The 3,117-nt window shown below is 64.0% G+C and carries 4 protein-coding genes; 1 reads left to right on the top strand and 3 read right to left on the bottom strand.

Annotated elements, in window-relative coordinates:
• The 3 genes from EOA29_RS30540 to EOA29_RS30530 form a co-directional block, all read right to left on the bottom strand.
• On the bottom strand, positions 1 to 353 hold a 353-nt coding region (locus EOA29_RS30540; protein ID WP_127222044.1), incomplete at its 3' end, for an SDR family NAD(P)-dependent oxidoreductase.
• A gap of 61 nt (positions 354 to 414) precedes the next feature.
• On the bottom strand, positions 415 to 1,713 hold the full coding sequence (gene fabF / locus EOA29_RS30535; protein ID WP_126094682.1) for a beta-ketoacyl-ACP synthase II: 1,299 nt from the start codon (positions 1,711 to 1,713) through the stop codon (positions 415 to 417).
• 40 nt (positions 1,714 to 1,753) lie between these two features.
• Positions 1,754 to 2,332 (bottom strand): TetR/AcrR family transcriptional regulator, encoded by a 579-nt coding sequence (locus EOA29_RS30530; protein WP_126094681.1) that lies wholly within the window; start codon positions 2,330 to 2,332, stop codon positions 1,754 to 1,756.
• Positions 2,333 to 2,540: 208 nt separating this feature from the next.
• Here EOA29_RS30530 and EOA29_RS30525 point away from each other — a divergent pair, with 208 nt between their 5' ends.
• Complete coding sequence (locus EOA29_RS30525) at positions 2,541 to 2,903, top strand: hypothetical protein (protein WP_126094680.1); 363 nt, start codon at positions 2,541 to 2,543, stop codon at positions 2,901 to 2,903.
• Positions 2,904 to 3,117 lie beyond the last annotated feature (214 nt).

The raw sequence follows: 3,117 nt of genomic DNA, 5'->3' as shown, positions 1-3,117 counted from the left end.
GGCAGCACCGCATTGGTCATTCGGATGACGCCGAAGACATTCACGTCGAACAGAGCTTGAGCCTGTGCGGTCGAGGATTCCTCCGCGCCGCCGAACAGGCCCATTCCGGCATTGTTGACAAGCAGGTCGATGCGCCCCGCATCGGCCAGCACGTCGTCGACCATTTTCGCCACGGACGCGTCGTCGGTCAGGTCGCAGGTCAGCATGGTGAGGCCGTCGGATTTCTTGGAGACCGCGCGACGGCTGGTTCCGAACACGCGAAAGCCCGCATTCTGCAGGGTCTTGGCCGTTGCATGCCCGATGCCGGAGGATGCCCCTGTGACGATGGTGACGCCAGGACTGGTCTTGTTCATGGAGGTCACTTTCTTTGCGTTGGGTTGAATTGGAGAAACAGGAAAGGTCCGAGCGAAAGCGTCAGCCGGGAGCGGCTCGATCGTTCACGCCGTGTCCGTCCCAGCGGCGAAACAGCGCGCTGGCGTTGACGCCGCCGAAGCCGAAGCCGTTGGCGATCGCGTAGTCCATCTCCATCGGCCGGGCCCGGTTCGCCACGAAGTCGATCCCGTCACCTGCCGGATCGAGGGCGCTCAGATTGAGGGTGGGCGGCGCCACCTGGTCCCTGAGCGCCAGGATCGTGAAGATCGCGCCAAGCCCGCCGGCGGCGCCGAGCAGGTGTCCGGTCGCCGACTTGGTTCCGCTGACGGCGATCGAGAAATCCGTGCCGAAGACCCTTTTGATCGCTTCGATTTCGCCCAGGTCGCCCACGGGCGTGGAGGTTGCATGCGCGTTGAGATGCCGGATTTCGCGCGGTGAGATGCCGGCCTGGGCAATGGCGATCTCCATGGCACGGCGCGCGCCGTCGCCGTCCTCGGGACCGGACGTGACGTGATGCGCATCCGCCGTCGTGCCGTAGCCGACGACTTCGGCGAGCGGTTCGGCGCCGCGCGCAAGCGCATGGTTCAATTCCTCGATGACCAGGACGCCGGCGCCTTCGCCCATGACGAAGCCGTCCCGCGAGACGTCGAACGGACGGGAGGCTTGGTCGGGACGGTGATTGAAGGAGGTCGAAAGCGAGCGTGCCGCTGCAAAGCCGCCCAGGCTGACGACATTCATGCAAGCTTCAGTGCCGCCGCACACGGCGATGTCGGCTTCATCGGCGCGGATAATGCGGGCCGCATCGCCGATCGCCTGGATGCCGGCGGCGCACGCCGTCACCGGTGCGCCGATGTGACCTTTGAAGCCATAGCGGATCGAGATGTGGCCAGCCGCGAGATTCACCAGGAAAGACGGCACGGTAAACGGCGAAAGACGCCGAACGCCGCGCTGGTCGACTGTCCGCACCGCCTCGGTGATAGCAGGGAAGCCTCCGATACCGGAAGCGATGATCGTCGCGGTGCGGAGCCGCTCCTTTTCCGAGGCCGGCTTCCATCTCGCCTGAGCAAGCGCCTCTTCCGCCGCAGCCAGCGCCAAGAGAATGAAGCGGTCGATCTTGCGCTGATCCTTCGGAGCCAGGAAGGCATTCGCATCGAGGCCGGCTTCGGGGTCTTCCTCCAGGGATGGAACCACGCCGCCGATCTTGGCGGGCAAATCTCCCACCATTTCGTCGGGTAGCCTGCGGATGCCCGAGCGGCCCGCCAGGAGGCGCGACCACGATGTTTCGACATTCGCGGCCAGGGGCGTTATCGCGCCCATGCCCGTGACGACTATCCGTCGCATCTATGCTCCTATCAATCTGAGACGCCCAGACCGGCGCCGGTCAAGCGGCGACGGTGTCGCGAACCTGTTCGGTCGCCGCATCCAGAAAGGCCTGAGCGAGGTCGGGGTCGTTGACGACGCGCGACAACATCAGCCCACCGACCATCGTCGAGAGAACGGCCATGGCTTTGCCATTGGGCTTCTCGCCGTCGGTCTCGCCAATCAAACGGCCGATGATTTCGAGATACCCCTTAATGCCGGTTTCGAACGACGCCTTCACGTCGCTGCCCTGCCTGGCGGCATCCGAGCCGAGCGCTACAACCGGGCACCCGTCCATCCTTTCTCCGCGATGGTCCATACTGAGGTAGAACTCGATCACCGCCCCGAACGGATCGCTTGGGTTTGCTGCCGTCGCCGCCGCCCATCGGTGGGCCGCGCTCTCCATCGCCCGCTTGGACGCCTGTGCAGCCAGGTCCTCCTTCGACGCGAACTGCTTGTAGAAGGCGCCTTGGGTCAGCCCGGCGCCCTTCATCAGATCCTTGAGGCCGATGCCGTCGAAACCGTGCTCCCGAAAAAGCCGGCTGGCCACGTCGATCACGGTTTGCCGGTTCTGCTCAGCCTGAATGCGGCTCACGCGCATCATCGATCTCCTTATTTAGATTGCGTACTAAATCTATATCTCAATTAGAAACCGAACGCAATCTATCAAGGGGGATGCGAAATGGGCGGCTTGCCGTGTGATCGGTGCGGCGGCTTGCCGCGGACTGAATGTCTCTCTTTTTTAGATTGCATTCGACATCTATATGGTATAGAGTTCGATCACAATCTATCAAAGAGGAGACACGAAGATGATCCGCAGGACACTGAGCGCATCGCTTCTGGCCGCGCTGTTCATGGCGACGCCCGCCCTTGCCGAGGAAGCCACCATCGGACGCCCCATCGAAGCCGGCAGCCTGCACAACGGACGCCTCGACATGGTGGTCTATTACGTTCCAACCGACGGCGGTCTCCTGGAGGTTACCGCCACCTTCGCGCCGAAGGGGGAAGGCGATCCGCAGCGGGTCGTCATGGGCCTTGCCGACCGCGACTCCGTGGCCTTCTCCATGCCGGGCTACCGGGGCTCGCTCTACGCGTTCTCGAGGTCCGGCGAGAAGGTGACGGTCTCGACCGAGGCCGACAAGCATCCGCGCTCCAACGCGCTGCCGGACTGACACGCCGCGCGGATCGCAGCCTGCTGCTGACCTCAAGCTGCCGCTGGCCGAGGCGGCCGAAGGCTACCGCGCCATGGACGAGCGCCGCGCCATCAAGGTCATGCTTGAGGTCTAGGAGACATGCGCTCGCAGCGTTTCGCTTTTGGCCATCGAGCTCTTGCTCCGCCGCAGGGTGCGAGCGACAAGTCCGGGAACAAAGCGCGCCGCCACTGGT

The sequence above is a fragment of the Mesorhizobium sp. M1E.F.Ca.ET.063.01.1.1 genome (assembly GCF_003998155.1).
Lineage (GTDB): Bacteria > Pseudomonadota > Alphaproteobacteria > Rhizobiales > Rhizobiaceae > Mesorhizobium.
Note: the sequence above shows the minus strand (reverse complement) of the source record. Positions and strands in the feature narration are given on the sequence as shown.